Source organism: Paenibacillus residui (genome assembly GCF_042677205.1).
In the GTDB taxonomy this organism is placed as follows: Bacteria; Bacillota; Bacilli; order Paenibacillales; family NBRC-103111; genus Paenibacillus_L; species Paenibacillus_L residui.
This window is the reverse complement of sequence record NZ_JBHTIU010000089.1, coordinates 49,260-65,976: the sequence shown is the minus strand read 5'-3', so window position 1 is coordinate 65,976 and position 16,717 is coordinate 49,260. Positions and strand designations below refer to the sequence as shown.

Here is a 16,717-nt window from a genome sequence, read left to right as displayed (position 1 = left end):
TATAAAGGTGGAAATTTGACGGAAGGAGGGGGGAGGGTGCCTCATATATATTTTGATAATGCCGCTTCCTCTTGGCCGAAGCCTCCTGAAGTTGCAGAAGCTATGATTGCATGTATGGAAGAAGCGGGGGCTAATCCGGGAAGAGGAAGCCACAGCATGGCGGTGAGGGCAAGCCGGATTGTATTTGAAGCACGCACTCTGGCGGCCAAGCTGTTTGGAATTCGCAATCCGAATGATATCGTCTTTACGTCCAATGCGACCGCAGCTCTGAATTTAGCCATTAAAGGCTTTGTGTGCCAAGGAGACCACGTCATCTGTACCTCGATGGAACATAACTCGGTAAGACGGCCTTTGGAATATTTGCGAAGGACCAGAGGGGTTCAAATTACTTATTTGCAGGCTGATAAACAGGGGAAAATAAGTGTGGATGAAGCGGCTGCAGCCTTTCGGCCGGAAACTACGCTATTTGTTTGCAGCCATAGCTCTAATTTGTTGGGTACGATACAGCCAATAGCCGAGTTTGCGGAGCTGTGCCGACATAACGGTGTCAAGCTGCTGGTTGATGCGGCTCAGACGGCAGGGACGGTGCCGATAAATGTTGCTGAGGAAGGCATCGATATGCTGGCCTTTCCCGGGCATAAGGGTTTGCTCGGCCCACAGGGTACCGGGGGGCTATATATATCCCCTGAGATCGATTTGGAGCCGATTCTTCATGGAGGAACGGGAAGTCAATCGGAGGAGGTGGATCAGCCTTCCGTTCGCCCGGATCGATATGAAGCCGGGACGCCGAATACGGTTGGGATTGCCGGATTAGCAGCAGGGATCAAGTTTATCATGAAAGAAACGGTGGAACAGATCCATAGGAAGGAATGGGAATTGACGCAGTTAATGATGGAGGGGCTGCGGAACATTTCCGGCTTGCGAATACTCGGTCCCGATTTAGGGGAAGACAAGACAGGAATTGTCTCTTTTGTGGTGGAGAATGCGGATGCTTCGGAAATCGCTTTTCAATTGGACCGCGAATATCGGATTGCCGTCCGTGCCGGTTTTCACTGCACGCCTCTCGGTCATGAAACGGCAGGGACAACAGCTACAGGGGCCGTTAGAGCCAGTGTCGGTTATTATTCGACTGTGGAGCAGGTGGAATGCTTAATTAAGGCGATGGAAGAAATTTGCCGAGGATATAAGAACCAGGGGAAAGAGAAAAACTAATAAAGAATTTTCATTAGAAGAGATCAAAATTTGAAAAATAGGAGCCGAGGGTTGCAAGCCTATCCTCTTATATTTAGAAAAAAAGGGTGGCACATGTATGGAATTAATATTCGGATTGGAGCCCGAAATGTGGGAAGCTGTGCAAGTGCTGGTTATCGGGTTTATGTTCCTTCTCATTATCGTGCTCTGGATCAAGCTGGCCAGGATGAATAAGAAATACAAAAGAATGATGCGCGGGGGCACGGAAAATCTGGAACAGATGCTTATACAAATGCAAGAAAGCTACCGGCAAGCAGCGGCAGCGAATCAGAATTATATGGAATCTGTCCAACACCTGGAGAAGGAAATGAAAAAAATGAAGGGCCATGTAGAGGTAATCCGGTATAATGCCTTTCCCGATCAGGGGAGTGATATGAGCTTCTCCATCGCTTTTCTGGACGAAGAAAGAGACGGGGTTGTATTAACAGGCATTCATGGCCGAAACGAAAGTTATTTGTATGCGAAACCGATCAAACAAGGCGTGTCCTCCTACAGTTTATCCCCGGAGGAAAAACAAGTTATTGATTTGATAATGGAAAAGGCGGGAAAGCCGCAGAGGCTGTCCTCTGGGAATGATTAAGGGACAGATGAATCGACTTGGCAATCGTATCTGCCAGCATCGTAACCAGATGCAATCGGGTGTTCTGGAGAACAAAATACTCCATGAAGCCTCCGACATTCACGATTCCGGTGATGTGGATATGACCGACGGGCGGTAAATCCTTGTTGACCCCGGCTCCCGGCTTCAGAGGGCCGGAGCCTACCTTAATGGACCCCACGCTGGAGAGCTGGCCCAGACAAGCATCTATTCCTACGATGAAAGGATCTCTATAGGTTTGTTCGATGGCCGATAAGGTTTCGGCCAGATTTAGGGCATGGACGGGCTCTTCCAGGGTTCCATAAACAGGAAAGTCGACCAGATTGTAAGCGAGCAAGCGGGTGCCCACTAATGGCCCGAGTGCATCGCCGGTAGAACGGTCGGTTCCGATACAGACGAAGATAATCGGTTGGGCAACCGGAACCTCTTGAAAATAGAGGGAGAGCTTGGAAGCGATCATTTGCGCCGATTGAGAGTCGGTATAAGGAACGAGAATGGAACCGCTGGACGAATTCTTGTCCGCATTGAAAGAAAATTTCATGGTTTCCTCCATGTCCGTTATTTTTTGACCACATCGATATCTCCGAAAGGGCATCCATAGAGCTTTTCTACTAGTATACGGCTGGAAAATGCTGTTTATACATGCACCATTCAAAAACAAGAAAATAGAACTAGAATCATTTTATAGGAGATGCGGAGGCATCTATGCGTGAGATTTTGTTGTTGAGGAACAGAGAGACCAGAAAGGAATAAATGGCATGGAATCGTTAATGGTCATTGCTTTTGATTCTACACAGCAAGCTTTAAGGGCGGAGATGCTTCTGGAATATGCCGATATTGAAATAGATATCCGGCCTACGCCCAAGGAAATTACCGCCGGCTGTGCTTTGTCCATTGAATTTGATGCTGCGGAGCTGGAGAGGGTCCAGAACATCATACGGACGGAGCAGGTGGAAATCAGGGGGATTTATTTTCAAAAGAATGGGAAATATGTTACCATCGATATGCCAGAACGGTAACGGACAGGGAGGACAACCAAGTGCTGAGCAATATACTTGTTCAAGAAGCGCTTACAGAGAATACTAATGCAATTCATCATTTTTATTCCCAACTCGTTGAAACGTTCATGAGCCCGAAAACCTGGAATCAAATATTGATCGGTCTCATCAAAATATTACTGATTCTCCTCCTCGGTAAAATCGTCAAGGCAGTCACCAGACGTCTGGTGGACCGACTTGTGAGGGAACGTGAAAAGAATCCGTTAAGATTCAGTCAGCGGCGGGCCAAAACTTTAGGCAAGCTTGTAGGAAATGTCGTTAATTATACGGTTAATTTTATTCTGATATTGATGATTCTCAGTCAGCTTGGACTGCATTTAGGGCCGTTGCTGGCGGGAGCCGGAGTCGTCGGTCTGGCCATCGGTTTCGGAGCACAAAGCTTGGTGAAAGATGTGATCACCGGTTTTTTCATTATATTTGAAGATCAGTTTGCCGTAGGCGACACGGTCCAAATCGGCAGTTATAAAGGTACGGTAGAGGAAATCGGTTTAAGGGTGACGCGTATTGCCAGTTGGACAGGAGAGGTTTATATTATTCCTAACGGCTTAATTACGCAGGTAACGAATTATTCGATGCGGAATTCGCTTTCTGTTGTTGATATTGTTCTTTCCTATCATTCCGATGTCGATAAAGCAATATTCTATCTGAAAGAGGCGTTTGCAGAAATGACCGACAATCAGCTCCTGGTAGCCAGGCCGGAAGTGCTCGGCATGCAGACGATGGGGATGTCGGATTTAACCTTGAGGATTGTTGCCGAGTGCAAGCCTAATCAGGAAGAACAAGTGAAGAGAGAAATATTGGCCCAAGTGAAGAAAACACTGGATCAGCATAAAATCGAAATTGCCATGCCGGCGTAAGTCAAGGAAGGGGGAAACAGGGGAGATGGAGCGTAAGCAGTATCAGCTTGGAGACGTTGTCCAGATGAAAAAGCCGCACCCATGCGGCACTAATGAAATGGAAATCATTCGTATGGGAATGGATATCCGGATCCGCTGCACCGGGTGCAAGCATAGTGTTCTGGTGCCGAGGGCGAAGTTTGAAAGTAAGCTTAAAAAAGTGCTGCGGTCCAATCCGGAATTTTCCGATCCCGGACAACAATTCAGTTGATTTTACCCTGCATCTTATGGTACAATCTTTCTTGTGCTAAACGGAAAGGTACCCAAGAGGTCCAAGGGGGCTGACTCGAAATCAGCTAGGCGTCGCAAGGCGTGCGTGGGTTCGAATCCCACCCTTTCCGCCATTTATCCAACCATGTGATTTATAGATTACAGGTTGTGAGGGTGGGTCGAGCAGGGTCTATACATATTCCGTTAACTAACGCTTTCTTGCGAATTACGCAGGGGGGCGTTTTTTTAAAATATAAGAAAGTATAAGTTTTATTCGTCTTCGAAGAGGCTCCGTTAGGAGCTTTTTTTACCACATAGGATCTTTAAATTCTTTACAGCATTAATACGATGAAAATATAGATTCCTATTGGCATAAAAAGTTTCCTCTAATACCGGGTTATTCATCTTCGAGATGCTCCGTTAGGAGCTTTTTTTACCACATAGGATCTTTAAGTTCTTTACAGCATTAATACGATGAAAATATAGATTCCTATTGGCATAAAAAGCTTCCTCTAATACCGGGTTATTCATCTTCGAGATGCTCCGTTAAGAGCTTTTTTTACCACATAGGAATCTTTAAATTCTTTACAGCATTAATACGATGAAAATATAGATTCCTATTGGCATAAAAAGCTTCCTCTAATACCGGGTTATTCATCTTCGAGATGCTCCGTTAAGAGCTTTTTTTATATTTCAACGGTAAACGCACCCGTCCTAAGGACGGCGATAGCCGTTTATCCATGTGATATAAGAGGGGAGGGCGAGAGAGAAATCAATCCCTGGCCCGGGCCCTAAACACATACCGGTCGACAATATATCCAAGCAGCGCCCAGGACGCAATGGTCAAGGCGTATGCGAAAAACAGGTTAACATGGGCGATGTCCGTGAAAAAGGGGATGATCCAAAGAGGTATGCTTAAGGAGATCAGAATCATATTCTTCGGATCATAGCCAAGATAATGAATGAAGCAAATGGCTATGGCAATAACGGTAAAGATGATGGTCACTGTTTTTCTCATGAGGGTTCCCTCTTTAATGTTTTTTTCGTTTCCATTTACGATTATGGTTGGACGGCTCCGGGAATCGCTCCCCTTTCTTCAAGGAGATGATCTTGGGATTGTTGATGCCCATATGGAAGTCGTTCTCGCCAATTTCGATATACTCTCCATCATTAGGAGCTTTGTCGCCGGTGTTGAATTCGGTTTGTTCTCCCATCCTTTTCACCTCCAAGTACTAACTATTATCGTCCGAATGAGGCGAGACCATGTAATTGGGGCGATTCCAATTATAGGGGGCCATACGAGCAAGTGTACGGCACATCTCTTGTAATTGGCGCCCGGATTTGGTATATTTATATGGTGCGAGTTTGAAATGGATTTCTTTCTTGCTCCTTGCTCCCGGCTTAATTCCTTCTGTTAAGAAGGAAGGAAGGCATCGCTTAAGGCGAATGCGTGGGGGCCGCTAAGTCCATAAGGAGGTGAATCGACATGCGCAAATATGAAGTAATGTACATTCTTCGTCCCGACATCGAACAAGAAGCGGTTGAGGCCGCCATCTCTAAGTTCGAAGGCATCATTAACAATGGTGGAGAGATCACGAAGAGCGAAGTGATGGGTAAACGCCGTCTTGCGTATGAGATCGAAAAGTTCCGCGACGGAATTTACGTACTGGTAAATTTCAACGCTACTCCGGAAGTTGTAGCGGAACTTGACCGTGTAATGAAGATTTCGGATGAAATCATTCGTTACCTGATCGTTAATGACGTTGTAGCGTAATAACATTGCTTTGCTTAACAATTCGTGACAGTTATGCGGAAATGCGGGGGAGGGAACAAGATTGTTAAACCGTGTTATTCTAATCGGAAGGCTGACTCGGGATCCTGAACTGAGATATACCCCTACCGGCGTAGCGGTAACCCAGTTCACACTGGCAGTAGACCGGCCCTTTACTAACCAGAATAATGAACGAGAAGCCGACTTTATTAACATAGTGACCTGGAGGCAGCTCGCCGAAACCTGCGCCAACTACTTGCGCAAAGGAAGACTGACCGCAGTGGAAGGTCGCATTCAGGTAAGAAACTATGATAATAATGAAGGCCGCAGAGTTTATGTGACGGAAGTGGTGGCGGACAATGTCCGTTTTCTGGAATCGGCCAACCGGGATGCCGGGGGACAGAGCTCCGGAATGAGGGAAGAGATGCCCGGGAACAACCGATATAGCAGCCCGCGAGACAATCATGATCCATTCTCGGACGGGAAACCGATTGACATTTCCGACGATGATCTGCCATTCTAATGAGAAAGGACTGAAAACGTAGATGACGACTAAAAAAGAAAACAGCGGCGGCGAAGAGCGGACAGAGCGTCGTTTCTCCAGAGGCCGCGGAGGCCGTAACAAGCGCCGTAAAGTTTGCTACTTTACTGTTAACAAAATTCAACACATTGACTATAAAGACATCGAGACGCTGAAGAAGTTCATCAGTGAGCGCGGCAAGATTCTTCCTCGCCGTGTTACCGGAACTTCCGCTAAATATCAACGTATGCTTACGATTGCTATTAAGCGCGCTCGTCAAGTAGCTTTGCTTCCTTACACAACTGAGTAAGAAGCGGCTATTAAAGAAGCAGCAGAGACGTAAATCCGTCCCTGCTGCTTCTTTTGTTAAAATATAAAGAAGTATAAGTTCATCTATTCCTGGCATTTACACAACGTTCTCGACGAGTTTAGTAGACTGTACACCGCCTGCATGGGTCCGCTTGTATAGTTCCTTCATAATGTCCTCGATCTTCGGCTCTCTGACCGTGAGGTTATGAATGGGGAGCAAGTCGCTCAACCGCCTGATCATGGGGGCGATTTCGGCGTCGTCCTCCACTCCGAACCAGAGCTCATTCGGCTCTATCTTATCAGGGACCGGACCTTTCCATCGTTCAGGCGACCATCCGTTGGATTCAACGACTACGTATTTTTTGTCCCCGAAGGCGCGGATCATCTCTAACGAGCTGCCGTCGAACAGAACTTTCCCATGATCGATAAAGATGACCCGGCGGCACAGCTTCTCAATATCGTCCAGGTTATGTGTCGTCAGCAGAATGGTAATCTTCTTCTCACGGTTAATCGTTTGGAGGAAATCTTGAATTCTTTCCTTAGCCAGCAAATCCAGCCCGATTGTCGGCTCGTCCAGGAACAGAACCTGCGGGTCGTGAATCAGAGAAGCGGCTATATCGCCCCTCATTCTTTGCCCGAGACTAAGCTGCCGGACAGGAGTATGCAGGAAGGAACCGAGATCCAGAATATCGCAAAACAAGTCCAGATTTTCCTTGTAGCGCTGCTCGGGGATGTTATAGATTTTGCCAAGCAGGTAAAAAGAGTCTTTAAGCGGGAGATCCCACCACAGCTGAGTCCGCTGTCCGAAGACGACCCCGATATGCTGGGCATGCTCCTTGCGCTGCTTATGGGGCTCTAACCCCATCACTCGCACCGACCCCGATGTCGGAACGAGTACACCGGACAGCATTTTGATGGTGGTCGATTTACCGGCGCCATTCGGTCCGATATACCCGATAAATTCCCCTTTTTGAATAGTAAAGCTTACTTCATCAACTACACGCTTGCGTTCTCCGCCTTGGGAAAACAACTTCTTGATCAAACGGAATGAGCCCCGGGCTTCTCCATGTACTTTAAATTCCCGGACCAGCTTCTCTACTTCGATAACATTTTTCATTAAGATCCGGCTCCTTTGTAATGATTGATCGCTTTGCGCCAAATCCAACCCGTCAAGAGCAGCATTAACAGGGCCATGACCGGGGTAAGGTAAATAAACAGCGGCGAGAAGGGCACCTGCTCTTTATTTTCAAAAAATAAAAAGGAAGGGTAGAAGTTAATAAAAGCGATCGGAACGATAAAGGTCAGAACAATCTGGATCACCCGGTTGTAGACTGTCAGCGGAAAGCGGGTAAATTGATCGAACAGCATCAGAATAATGCTTTGCAGACCGGAGCCTTGGAGTGTCCAGAAGGCCGTACATCCGATCAGAGTATAGATCGCCCATTCGATGACGACTCCGCTGGCCACGATCAGCAGCAAGGTAAGCAGCTTGGGAACAGTCCATTCGGTAATATGGGAAGCAGAATAGACCAATCCGACGATGGCGGCGATCAAATCGCCGATGCCCGCAATTTGGAACCGGGAGGCGAAGAACTGAAATAGCGGATTCAGCGGCCGAACCAGGTAACGGTCGAAAAATCCGTCCCGGATTAAATAATCGATGTTCCAAATTTGCTGGAAGGAAATGATGAACAAGGAATGCGGAAGCTTCCACAGGCTGAGCAGAAATACCAGTTCATATAGGTTGTAACCGACGATTAGAGGCACCTGCTGGGTAATCACCCACGTGAAGAAAATGGTAGCCAGTCCCATAAGGGTAACGCTGAATACCCCGATAAAAAAGTTGAAGGGGTAGGCCGATCGCGATTTGATATTGGCTGCCTGCAGCAAGCCGTACAGTTTAATATATCTCCACATGGGCATTAACCTCCTGTCGTCAGAAGCATGCGGTGAGCGGTCTTCATTCCCGCATATCCGATGATGAACAGGATGAAAGCCCAGGCAGCCTGGAACAGCAAATCGGGTACGATCTGGTGGACCGGCGTCCGCCCGATGAAGAGGGAGAGCGGAATGCTGTAGATGCCTTGAAACGGCAGCCAGCGAAGCACCTGCGCGAGCAGGTCCGGAAAGAACCATAGAGGAACGAAGGAACCCGAGCACAGCTGAATAACCGTATCCTTAATAAAATCGAAACCCCAGATTTCCGTAAAAATAAAGGCGAACAGGCCGACGATAAAATCAATGGCATACGCCAGGAGAAAAGCGAGAATAACACTCGGTACAAAGGCGACCGCATGCCATCCGCCGGGCCATTCAACAGGATAGAAGACGAAGATGGCCAGAGCCAAGGGAATAACGACGAAGCATAGGGAAAAAAGAAACAGCCCGGCCGCTTTGGATAAATGCATCCACTGAAAGCTCCAGGGCTTCTGCAGATCAAACACAATATTTCCCGTCCGCACCCGATCGGACACTTCCCATACTGTTCCGAAGGAGAGAAGCCTTCCCATAATAACGGAAATCATCGCGTAGGAAGCCATAGAGCGGGCGGATACTCCGGTGGACTGTTCCAGTCCGTCCCCTTCTCCGTAAATGACCAGCCAAATTTCCCGAAGCGCGATAACCATTAGGACGGATCCTATAACGCGGAACAAGACATCCATTTTGTAAACGCGGGTATTCTTGAAGGTAGTGAGTGCATACCAAGCATATTTGCTCATGAAATCTAAATTCCCCCAAATAAAGGAATATAAAGATAAAAAGATAGCTCTAATTCTATCAGGCTTGAAAAGGTTGTCAATGGATTAAATCGTTATAATCGAAACGGTTTCACGGAGATGTTTTGGAGAGAGGAAAAATAAACGTTGAAATTAAACTAACCAGTGGTTATAATGTAACCAATGGTTAGTTTAATTTTGATCATTTTCACCGCCAGAGTATGTAAAACTCAACCTTCATAGGGGCGAAGATGGATATGACAAAGCAGAAAAGAAGGGGAGTCTATCATGTCGAATCGGCAGAGTAAAAGATCAGAAGAGACCAAACAAGCCATACTGGAAGCAGCGGGGAGCCTCTTCGCGGCCAAGGGCTTCAAATCGGTAACAATGCGGGAAATCGCCAAGGAAGCGGGATGCTCGCATACGACTATTTATTTATATTTTCAGGACAAGGAAGCTTTGCTTCATCATTTGGTGCTTCCTCCCCTGCAAAATCTGGAGGAGGAATTCAAGCGTCTGCAGCAGGTAGGGCACAAGGAGCCCCTGCGCACTCTTACTCAGCTTGGAGAGAAGTTTATATTATTCTGTTTGCGCCGGCGGAACATGGTAAATGTGTTGTTTATGCTGAAGGCAGAGAGGGTGGATGAGCCGGAACCGGGGCTTATGATCAACCGGATCCGCAATGAATTGTTTGCCGACCTGAAGCAGGGGATAGCGTGGAATTTTCCCGATGCTTCTGCCGAGGAACTGCTGTCCTATGCGCGTATCTACTATTATATGCTGCAAGGAATCGTGTCTACTTATATGTACAATGAAGAGCCGCTGGCTCAACTGCTTTCGAGAGTTATGCCCCTGGTAACGCAGGGCACCGAAATATTCGTGGCGGGTATTCAAGCGAAACGGGGAGGAAACCAATAACATGAAGATTACGCAAATTTCTCCAAATATTTGGAAGCTTGGAATATGGATGATTATTCCGGTCAATGTATGGTTTGTCCGCAGCGAAGATGGCCTCATTCTGATCGATGGCGGAATTCCGAAGATGGCGACAGGGATCTTGAAGCAAATTAAGGAGCTGAACTTGCCTTTAAAGAAGATTTTGTTGACGCACGGGCATTCCGATCATGTCGGTTCGGTTAAAGAAGTCGTTCGCCATACCTCGGCTCCGGTGTACATTCATAGAGAGGAGCTGCAATATGCGGAAGGGGATATGCCTTATCCCGGCCGGAAGAAGGCTCAGACAACTATTGATAAAGGGATGGCTTCCCCATTGCTCCAGGAATCCGAAGGAAGGCTGCAGCCGTTGGAAGGTCTCCTTCCCTTGTGGACACCGGGGCACTCCCCAGGGCATGTCGCTTATTATCATAAGGAAGATGGGGTTCTGATCGGCGGCGATTTGTTCACCACCCGGAGGGGCAGGCTAGCCCGGCCGATCCCCATGTTCACGGCGGACATGCAAACGGCGGTCCGCAGCGGAGCGGTTATTGAAGAGCTGAAGCCAAAGCTGCTGACGGTCTGTCATGGGGAGGATATCAAAGAGCCTTATTCGCAATGGGAAGGATACTGGACGCGCTGGTCCTGACTTCTATATTTTTAGCAATTCCTCTTATATCGTGATAAAGTCCTTTATAAAGTTGTCTATAACTATAGAAGCGATTAAGGAAGCGAGGGGGTGGGAGCAAGATGGGAAGAATCAGTTGGATGGTGGTTTCTGCCCTAACACTTGCTGTCATAATTACCGGAAGCGTTCTGTATGCTAATAATGTGCCTTCTGTGGATGAAATGTTTGTCGACATCGACCATCAAGTGAAAGAGGCACCCGATAGGATTATCGCCCAGGGGCCTGATTTTGAAATCTATTCCAAAGACTTTGCCCTATTCAAAGCAAATCTTGCGTTTAGTGAAAAAATGAATAACGTAACCATTGATATGACCGATAAAGACATCATTCACGAAATGATCAAGGAAGCGCTGGTTGTCAACTTGGCGCGGGAAGAGGGGCTTTTCGTAAGCAAACAGGAAATAACGGATTACATTACCCATTTGAGAGAGCTTCTGGACGATCCTGAACATGATCCTGCAATGAAACAAATAAGAGATAATTTGGTCAAAATGTCGGGATTATCAGAGGATGAATACTGGGAAAGTGAAGAATTAGCCCAAAAATATGAAAAAGCATTGTTAATCCAAAAATTCGTGAGAAAACTCGCGGAAGAAGGGCAAATCAGAGGAGCCGAAGATTTTGCAAACTTTAAGGATAAACTGCTTCAGAAGGTTAAAACGGGAATCATCTACAATGTGTAACGGATCAGCCCAATTCACCGGATTCTTGCAGGCAAAAAACCTCAAAACTACAATCCTTGTGGTTTATGGAGGTTTTTTCTCATGTAATAATGAAAACAAAAAAAGGTGCTTCTTGATACCTAATCTTAGAAGCAGAAAATGGGAATAATACGGATACGAGTCTGGATCACGGAAGGATAAAGGGACTATAAACCTGGGCGGTTTATGGTATAATCAAGCGTAAAGCCGCTTTATGAAGGAGTTGTATACTGTCCGGTGAACCGTACGAAAAGAAGCAAATGGCTGCCCGTCATATGGATGGTCATCTACCTAATCGTTCTATTTTCCATAGTGACGCCGCTTAATTTCATCACGATCAATCTCATTATGATTCCGGTGCTGGCTCTCTATATGTATCTGGATGTCAAACGTTTTGCACTGGCGTATGCGGTCAGTCTCGGCATTTTTTATTTACTCACCGGTGGCTTGGGCTTGGTCATCCTCTTTATCTCCTTGTTCTTTCTACCCCCTGTTATTCTGATGGGGCATTTCTATAAGAAGAAGGCTCTGGCCAGGACCGCAATCCTTGCAGGAACGTTAACCTTGATGGGGGAGCTGCTGCTGGGCCTGGTGGTCGGTCGGCTGTTCGGCTTTGACCCGGTCGCCCAATTCGGAGCCACTATAAGAGATTATTTGGGGGCTTTGCCAAGCAACGTTACGCAGCAGTTGAACATGGATCTGGTGGATTCGATGATTCGTTACATCACCCAAATGATTCCGTTCTTTATCGTTGCTTTTTCGGTCTTTTATGTCATTGTTACGCATGGGCTTGGAAGATGGTTCATCAACAGGGGCGGCAGGGAAGACCTTGTTCCGGCTCTTCCGCCAGTACGGACGTGGAAGCTGCCGAAATCGCTGGTCTGGTATTTTCTCATCGTCATGATTCTAGATTTTACGATTCCGGCCAATCCGGATTCCTTCCTGGTCATGATCGTTATCAATTTGTTCCCGTTGTTGAACTTGGCTTTTGTCGTTCAAGCGATCTCGTTTCTTCTCTACTTCGTCCATGTCAAGAAAAAGGGCAAGGCTTGGCCGGCCCTTGCTATCGTGCTTATGATTGTCGTTCCAACCACCCAGTATATATTCAGTCTGTTGGGTTTGTTTGACGTCATGTTTCCCCTCAGGGAAAAGCTTGCCGACAAATCATAAGGAAGAAAGAGGAGCGAAATCACATGCCGAGGTTTTTAATCAAACGATGGCACGGGCTGCATATGGTGTGGACGTTCATCCTGGTTCTTATTCTCATTGTCGTGCTGTCGTTTTATCAATGGGTGGCAGGCCTGATCGCCCTTGTTCCTTTTGCCGTGCTGGTGTGGTATTCCTGGAAGGCGGAGAAGGCTTTCCGCAAGGACCTGTATGTATATCTGGCTACCTTGACCCATCGGATCAAGAAGGCGGGCAAGGAAGTAACCAACGACTTGCCGATCGGCATTATTCTGTACAATGAAGAGCAGAAGATCGAGTGGCACAATCCGTTCGTGTCCACCATGCTGGAGGAGGAGTCGGTGATCGGCGAATCGCTGACCGAACGGTTCCCGATGCTCAAGGATAAGGAGGGCAAGTTCGAGGTAGAGATTGGTTCGTCTACTTATAAGGTCACGATGAACCACGACGACAGGATGATCTACCTGGAAGATGTAACGAATCAGCTGGAATTGGAGCAGAAGTATCAGGAAGAGAAAATTGCCATCGGAATTATTATGCTCGATAATCTGGAGGAAGCGACGCAGGGGATGGACGATCAGACCCGCAGCATCATCCTGGCGAAGATTACCGGGGAGATTAACGAGTGGTCCAACCGCAACGGTCTGTACCTGCGCAGAACCTCCTCCGACCGGTTCCTGATCATCATGAATCAGAAGTCGCTTCAGATGCTGGAGCAGGAGCGGTTCGATATTCTTGACGAGGTTCGTGATCTAAGTGCGGACAACAAAGTTCCGTTCACGCTGAGCATTGGTGTAGCATCGGGAGCCGAGAGTCTTATTGAGCTTGGCAATTGGGCCCAGGCGAGTTTGGATATGGCGCTCGGGCGGGGCGGCGATCAGGTCGCTGTGAAGAGCGGGCAGCGGCTGTCGTTCTATGGCGGCCGAAGCAATGCCGTAGAGAAGCGCACCCGGGTCCGGGCGAGAGTTATCTCCCATGCGTTAAGAGACCTGATTAAAGATAGCGACAAGGTTCTCATTATGGGTCACAAGAATCCGGATATGGATGCGATAGGGGCGGCTATAGGCGTTCTTAAAGCCGTGCAGCTCAGCCAGAAGGAAGGATATATCGTGCTGGAAGGCATCAATCCGTCGATTGAACGGCTGATGGAGGCTCTTCAGGAGCACGAGAAAATCGCCAGGTGGTTTATCACGCCGGATCAGGCGCTGGAGATGACTACTCTGCGTACATTGGCGGTGGTCGTGGATACCCACCGGTTCTCTATGGTGGCGGAGCCGAAGCTGCTGTCTATGGCGCCGAGAACGGTCGTTGTCGATCATCACCGGCGCGGGGAAGATTTTATTGGCGATGCCGTCCTGGTATATATGGAGCCTTACGCTTCGTCCACCTGCGAGTTGGTTACGGAGCTGCTGCAATATATCCATGAGAGAGTGACCATTAGCCCGATTGAAGCGACGGCCCTGCTGGCGGGAATTACCGTCGATACGAAAAGCTTCAGCATGAGAACCGGCGCCAGAACGTTCGAGGCTGCCTCATTCCTCAGAAGAAACGGGGCCGATTCGGCCATGATCCAGCGGCTTCTTAAGGAAGACCTGGGAGCGTATATTCAGAAGGCGGAAATTATCAAGCATGCTGAAATTTTATACGAGCACGTAGCTCTGGCCGTAGCCGAAAGCGGACGTCCCTATTCACAATTGCTTATAGCACAGGTGGCCGATACTTTAATTACCATGACCGATATCAGAGCCTCCTTCGTCATCTCCGAGAGGCCGGACGGCCTGATCGGGATCAGTGCCCGTTCACTCGGACAGATGAATGTCCAGGTCGTGATGGAGCGGCTTGGCGGCGGCGGGCATTTAACCAACGCGGCCGTACAGCTGGAAGGAACGCTGGAGGAAGCGACCGCAAAGCTTAAGAAGGTACTAAGTGAAATTGAAGCGGAAGAGGGGTTATTCGAATGAAAGTGATTTTCCTGAAGGATGTCAAAGGGCAGGGGAAGAAAGGCCAGGTTAAGGAAGTTTCCGAAGGATACGCCAATAATTTTCTGATCAAACAAGGATTGGCCGCTCCGGCGACGTCTTCGAATATGAAGGTTCTGGAACAGCAGAAGCAATCCGAGCAGAAGAAGAAAGACGAGGAGAAGGCACAAGCTGAGCAGCTGGCTGCCCGTCTCAACGAAATGACGCTGCAGATGAAAGGAAAATCGGGAGAAGGCGGACGTCTGTTCGGATCGATTACGACGAAGCAGATTGCCGAGGAGCTGGAGAAGCTAAACATCGTTATCGACAAGAGAAAAATGTCTCTGGACGATCCGATTCGCTCCTTGGGCGTCACCCAAGTGCCTATCAAGCTGTACCCCGGGGTATCGGCTACTTTAAAGGTACAAGTAACGGAGGAATAATGCATGGAAGGCGAAATGCTCTTTGATCGAATTCCACCGCAAAATTTAGAAGCCGAGCAGGCCGTGCTCGGCGCTATTTTGTTAGACAGCGATGCGCTGGTTACCGTCATGGAACGAATCATCAGCGAGGACTTCTACAGCACCAAGCATCAGAATATTTTCGATGCGATGGTGGAGCTGGCGGAGGCTAACGAGCCGGTCGATCTCGTCACTCTTACGGTACGGCTTCAGGACAAGCAGCAGCTGGAGCAGGTCGGCGGGGTTTCCTATTTAACCCAGCTTGCCAATGCGGTTCCGACAGCGGCCAACGTAGACTATTACGCGCAGATCATCGAGGAGAAATCGTTGACCCGCAGGCTGATTCGGGCCGCTACACAAATTGCCAGCACCGGATATTCAGGCTCGGAGGCCGTCGGCGATTTGCTGAGCGATGCCGAGCAGCGGATCATGGAGATTTCCCAGCGCCGGTCGAGCAGCGGTTTTATCTCAATTCGTGATGTGTTGATGGAAGTGTTCGAACGGGTGGAGTTTCTATACCAGAACAAGGGCGGGACGACCGGAATCGCCTCCGGCTTCCGCGATCTGGACAAGATGACTTCGGGCTTCCAACGGTCCGATTTAATTATCGTGGCGGCGCGTCCGTCCGTAGGGAAGACGGCTTTCGCCCTGAATATCGCCCAGAATGTAGGCATTCGCGAGAAGGAGACCGTAGCCATCTTCAGTCTGGAGATGGGAGCGGCCCAGCTGGTGCAGAGGATGATCTGCGCCGAATCGAATGTGGATGCCGGGCGGTTAAGAACGGGCCATCTGGAGAACGACGACTGGGAGAAGCTGACGATGGCGATCGGCACGATGGCGGAAGCCAATATTTATATCGACGATTCTCCGGCGGTGACGGTTGCCGATATACGGGCCAAATGCCGTCGGCTGAAGAAGGAGAAGGGGCTCGGCATGATCCTGATCGACTACCTTCAGCTAATCCATGGGCGGGGACGGAGCGGGGACAACCGGCAGCAGGAAGTATCGGAAATCTCCCGTACGCTGAAGCAAATTGCGCGGGAGCTGGATGTGCCGGTAATCGCTCTGTCACAGCTCAGCCGGGGAGTTGAGCAGCGCCAGGATAAGCGTCCGATGATGTCCGACCTCCGGGAATCCGGATCGATTGAGCAGGATGCGGATATTGTCGCCTTCCTGTACCGGGACGATTACTATAATCAGGATACGGAGAAGAAAAATATCATTGAAATTATTATCGCCAAGCAGCGGAACGGTCCGGTAGGGACGGTCGAGCTTGCTTTCCTGAAGCATTACAACAAATTTGTCAGTCTGGATCGAACTCATCAGGAGCCGGTGCCTTCGGCCGCGGCGGTTCCGTTCTAAAGTGAACTTATGGTTGATATCCGAACATTTTATATAGACAACCTCCTTAATGTTCGTGTATTTCATTGACTTTGGTATAGCGGATTGCTAAACTGGAGA

General features: G+C 48.5%; 21 protein-coding genes and 1 tRNA gene. 16 read left to right on the top strand and 6 right to left on the bottom strand.

Features of this window, described 5'->3' with window-relative positions; all coding sequences use genetic code 11:
- The first annotated feature begins 36 nt into the window (after nt 1-36).
- Complete coding sequence (locus ACFQ03_RS22030) at nt 37-1,212, top strand: aminotransferase class V-fold PLP-dependent enzyme (RefSeq protein ID WP_379291005.1); 1,176 nt, start codon at nt 37-39, stop codon at nt 1,210-1,212.
- A 97-nt stretch (nt 1,213-1,309) separates the two neighbouring features.
- A complete protein-coding gene (locus ACFQ03_RS22025) occupies nt 1,310-1,831 on the top strand; it encodes a DUF4446 family protein (RefSeq protein ID WP_144937091.1) in 522 nt (173 codons plus the stop codon).
- On the opposite strand, the gene yyaC is transcribed toward ACFQ03_RS22025, so the two are convergent.
- Entirely contained in the window at nt 1,770-2,390 is a 621-nt protein-coding gene (gene yyaC, locus ACFQ03_RS22020) for a spore protease YyaC (RefSeq protein WP_144937088.1), read from the bottom strand. The two genes, ACFQ03_RS22025 and yyaC, sit on opposite strands and share 62 nt — an antisense overlap.
- 217 nt (nt 2,391-2,607) lie before the next feature.
- On the opposite strand from yyaC, the gene ACFQ03_RS22015 reads away from it, so the two are divergent.
- The 4 genes from ACFQ03_RS22015 (at nt 2,608) to ACFQ03_RS22000 (ending at nt 4,147) form a co-directional block, all read left to right on the top strand.
- Nucleotides 2,608-2,868: a DUF3343 domain-containing protein gene (locus ACFQ03_RS22015; protein WP_144937085.1), complete on the top strand. Its 261-nt coding sequence runs from the start codon at nt 2,608-2,610 to the stop codon at nt 2,866-2,868.
- A 20-nt stretch (nt 2,869-2,888) separates the two neighbouring features.
- Nucleotides 2,889-3,764 carry a mechanosensitive ion channel family protein gene (locus ACFQ03_RS22010; protein WP_225312794.1) on the top strand — a complete coding sequence of 292 codons (876 nt, stop codon included), beginning with the start codon at nt 2,889-2,891 and terminating at the stop codon, nt 3,762-3,764.
- A 25-nt stretch (nt 3,765-3,789) separates the two neighbouring features.
- Complete coding sequence (locus tag ACFQ03_RS22005; protein WP_144937083.1) at nt 3,790-4,014, top strand: DUF951 domain-containing protein; 225 nt, start codon at nt 3,790-3,792, stop codon at nt 4,012-4,014.
- A gap of 42 nt (nt 4,015-4,056) precedes the next feature.
- Nucleotides 4,057-4,147, top strand: a tRNA-Ser gene (locus ACFQ03_RS22000).
- Nucleotides 4,148-4,785: 638 nt separating this feature from the next.
- Here ACFQ03_RS22000 and ACFQ03_RS21995 read toward each other — a convergent pair.
- Both ACFQ03_RS21995 and ACFQ03_RS21990 read right to left on the bottom strand, forming a co-directional pair.
- A complete protein-coding gene (locus ACFQ03_RS21995; protein ID WP_379291001.1) occupies nt 4,786-5,031 on the bottom strand; it encodes a hypothetical protein in 246 nt (81 codons plus the stop codon).
- A gap of 13 nt (nt 5,032-5,044) precedes the next feature.
- Nucleotides 5,045-5,227 carry a YjzC family protein gene (locus ACFQ03_RS21990; protein ID WP_144937078.1) on the bottom strand — a complete coding sequence of 61 codons (183 nt, stop codon included), beginning with the start codon at nt 5,225-5,227 and terminating at the stop codon, nt 5,045-5,047.
- Nucleotides 5,228-5,499: 272 nt separating this feature from the next.
- Here ACFQ03_RS21990 and rpsF point away from each other — a divergent pair, with 272 nt between their 5' ends.
- The 3 genes from rpsF to rpsR all read left to right on the top strand — a co-directional run bounded on the left by rpsF (nt 5,500) and on the right by rpsR (nt 6,614).
- Nucleotides 5,500-5,787 carry a 30S ribosomal protein S6 gene (gene rpsF / locus ACFQ03_RS21985; protein WP_379290999.1) on the top strand — a complete coding sequence of 96 codons (288 nt, stop codon included), beginning with the start codon at nt 5,500-5,502 and terminating at the stop codon, nt 5,785-5,787.
- 61 nt (nt 5,788-5,848) lie between these two features.
- The gene (gene ssb / locus ACFQ03_RS21980) at nt 5,849-6,307 is read left to right on the top strand and encodes a single-stranded DNA-binding protein (protein WP_144937072.1); all 459 of its coding nucleotides are present in this window, start codon (nt 5,849-5,851) and stop codon (nt 6,305-6,307) included.
- Between the two features lie 22 nt (nt 6,308-6,329).
- Nucleotides 6,330-6,614 (top strand): 30S ribosomal protein S18, encoded by a 285-nt coding sequence (gene rpsR / locus ACFQ03_RS21975; RefSeq protein ID WP_144937069.1) that lies wholly within the window; start codon nt 6,330-6,332, stop codon nt 6,612-6,614.
- A gap of 96 nt (nt 6,615-6,710) precedes the next feature.
- Here the strand turns inward: rpsR and ACFQ03_RS21970 are convergent, their stop codons facing one another.
- The 3 genes from ACFQ03_RS21970 to ACFQ03_RS21960 are packed head-to-tail and all read right to left on the bottom strand — an operon-like array spanning nt 6,711 to nt 9,333.
- Nucleotides 6,711-7,730, bottom strand: a complete 1,020-nt coding sequence (locus ACFQ03_RS21970; RefSeq protein ID WP_379290996.1) for an ABC transporter ATP-binding protein — start codon at nt 7,728-7,730, stop codon at nt 6,711-6,713.
- On the bottom strand, nt 7,730-8,530 hold the full coding sequence (locus tag ACFQ03_RS21965) for an ABC transporter permease (protein WP_379290994.1): 801 nt from the start codon (nt 8,528-8,530) through the stop codon (nt 7,730-7,732). Before ACFQ03_RS21965 ends, ACFQ03_RS21970 begins: the two co-directional genes overlap by 1 nt.
- 5 nt (nt 8,531-8,535) lie before the next feature.
- Nucleotides 8,536-9,333 carry an ABC transporter permease gene (locus tag ACFQ03_RS21960; protein WP_144937059.1) on the bottom strand — a complete coding sequence of 266 codons (798 nt, stop codon included), beginning with the start codon at nt 9,331-9,333 and terminating at the stop codon, nt 8,536-8,538.
- A 285-nt stretch (nt 9,334-9,618) separates the two neighbouring features.
- Between ACFQ03_RS21960 and ACFQ03_RS21955 the strand changes: the two genes are divergently transcribed.
- From ACFQ03_RS21955 to dnaB, 7 genes are all read left to right on the top strand, one after another.
- Nucleotides 9,619-10,248: a TetR/AcrR family transcriptional regulator gene (locus ACFQ03_RS21955; RefSeq protein WP_379290992.1), complete on the top strand. Its 630-nt coding sequence runs from the start codon at nt 9,619-9,621 to the stop codon at nt 10,246-10,248.
- Between the two features lies 1 nt (nt 10,249).
- Entirely contained in the window at nt 10,250-10,912 is a 663-nt protein-coding gene (locus ACFQ03_RS21950; protein WP_379290990.1) for an MBL fold metallo-hydrolase, read from the top strand.
- Nucleotides 10,913-11,013: 101 nt separating this feature from the next.
- Nucleotides 11,014-11,634: a hypothetical protein gene (locus tag ACFQ03_RS21945; protein ID WP_379290988.1), complete on the top strand. Its 621-nt coding sequence runs from the start codon at nt 11,014-11,016 to the stop codon at nt 11,632-11,634.
- Nucleotides 11,635-11,889: 255 nt separating this feature from the next.
- Entirely contained in the window at nt 11,890-12,822 is a 933-nt protein-coding gene (locus tag ACFQ03_RS21940) for a DUF2232 domain-containing protein (protein ID WP_144937047.1), read from the top strand.
- Between the two features lie 23 nt (nt 12,823-12,845).
- On the top strand, nt 12,846-14,798 hold the full coding sequence (locus tag ACFQ03_RS21935) for a DHH family phosphoesterase (protein WP_379290986.1): 1,953 nt from the start codon (nt 12,846-12,848) through the stop codon (nt 14,796-14,798).
- The gene (gene rplI / locus ACFQ03_RS21930) at nt 14,795-15,238 is read left to right on the top strand and encodes a 50S ribosomal protein L9 (RefSeq protein ID WP_150960427.1); all 444 of its coding nucleotides are present in this window, start codon (nt 14,795-14,797) and stop codon (nt 15,236-15,238) included. Before ACFQ03_RS21935 ends, rplI begins: the two co-directional genes overlap by 4 nt.
- A gap of 3 nt (nt 15,239-15,241) precedes the next feature.
- Nucleotides 15,242-16,618, top strand: a complete 1,377-nt coding sequence (gene dnaB, locus ACFQ03_RS21925; protein ID WP_144937039.1) for a replicative DNA helicase — start codon at nt 15,242-15,244, stop codon at nt 16,616-16,618.
- Nucleotides 16,619-16,717: the final 99 nt, after the last annotated feature.